This is a genomic window from Gilliamella sp. Pas-s25, from assembly GCF_009795885.1.
Taxonomy (GTDB): domain Bacteria; phylum Pseudomonadota; class Gammaproteobacteria; order Enterobacterales; family Orbaceae; genus Gilliamella.
The window spans coordinates 1-1,747 of record NZ_WTEV01000063.1 but is presented as its reverse complement, the minus strand read 5'-3'; the positions used below and the strand labels follow the sequence as shown (position 1 = coordinate 1,747).

The following is a 1,747-nucleotide window of genomic DNA, read 5'->3' as shown; positions in this document are numbered from 1 at the left end:
CCCTTGAGACAGCAAACTAAATTAACAAAATGTTGATTGAAAGTTGAAGCTGTTAGCTCTTTAAAAATAAGAAACAGACAATCTGTGTGGGCACTTGCAAGACGAAGAATTAAAAGTCTACGGACTTAAAAAAATCAAGTCTTAATAAGTGACACTGAAGATTCATTTGAATATGTCAGAGACAGTTATTGAGCATCAAACTTTAAATTGAAGAGTTTGATCATGGCTCAGATTGAACGCTGGCGGCAGGCTTAACACATGCAAGTCGAACGGTAACATGAGTGCTTGCACTTGATGACGAGTGGCGGACGGGTGAGTAAAGTATGGGGATCTGCCGAATGGAAGGGGACAACAGTTGGAAACGACTGCTAATACCGTATAATGTCGCGAGACCAAAGCATGGGACTTTCGGGCCATGCGCCATTTGATGAACCCATATGGGATTAGCTAGTAGGTGGGGTAAAGGCTCACCTAGGCGACGATCTCTAGCTGGTCTGAGAGGATGACCAGCCACACTGGAACTGAGACACGGTCCAGACTCCTACGGGAGGCAGCAGTGGGGAATATTGCACAATGGGGGGAACCCTGATGCAGCCATGCCGCGTGTATGAAGAAGGCCTTCGGGTTGTAAAGTACTTTCGGTGATGAGGAAGGTAATGTATCTAATAGGTGCATTAATTGACGTTAATCACAGAAGAAGCACCGGCTAACTCCGTGCCAGCAGCCGCGGTAATACGGAGGGTGCGAGCGTTAATCGGAATGACTGGGCGTAAAGGGCATGTAGGCGGATAATTAAGTTAGGTGTGAAAGCCCTGGGCTCAACCTAGGAATTGCACTTAAAACTGGTTAACTAGAGTATTGTAGAGGAAGGTAGAATTCCACGTGTAGCGGTGAAATGCGTAGAGATGTGGAGGAATACCGGTGGCGAAGGCGGCCTTCTGGACAGATACTGACGCTGAGATGCGAAAGCGTGGGGAGCAAACAGGATTAGATACCCTGGTAGTCCACGCTGTAAACGATGTCGATTTGGAGTTTGTTGCCTAGAGTGATGGGCTCCGAAGCTAACGCGATAAATCGACCGCCTGGGGAGTACGGCCGCAAGGTTAAAACTCAAATGAATTGACGGGGGCCCGCACAAGCGGTGGAGCATGTGGTTTAATTCGATGCAACGCGAAGAACCTTACCTGGTCTTGACATCCACAGAATCTTGTAGAGATACGAGAGTGCCTTCGGGAACTGTGAGACAGGTGCTGCATGGCTGTCGTCAGCTCGTGTTGTGAAATGTTGGGTTAAGTCCCGCAACGAGCGCAACCCTTATCCTTTGTTGCCATTGGTTCGGCCGGGAACTCAAAGGAGACTGCCGTTGATAAAGCGGAGGAAGGTGGGGACGACGTCAAGTCATCATGGCCCTTACGACCAGGGCTACACACGTGCTACAATGGCGTATACAAAGAGAAGCGACCTCGCGAGAGCAAGCGGACCTCATAAAGTACGTCTAAGTCCGGATTGGAGTCTGCAACTCGACTCCATGAAGTCGGAATCGCTAGTAATCGTGAATCAGAATGTCACGGTGAATACGTTCCCGGGCCTTGTACACACCGCCCGTCACACCATGGGAGTGGGTTGCACCAGAAGTAGATAGCTTAACCTTCGGGAGGGCGTTTACCACGGTGTGGTTCATGACTGGGGTGAAGTCGTAACAAGGTAACCGTAGGGGAACCTGCGGTTGGATCACCTCCTTACGAAG

At 49.6% G+C, this 1,747-nt stretch carries 1 rRNA gene; it reads left to right on the top strand.

Features of this window, described 5'->3' with window-relative positions:
- The first annotated feature begins 204 nt into the window (after positions 1 to 204).
- Positions 205 to 1,742 (top strand): 16S ribosomal RNA (locus GQ593_RS13250).
- The last annotated feature ends 5 nt before the right edge of the window (positions 1,743 to 1,747 follow it).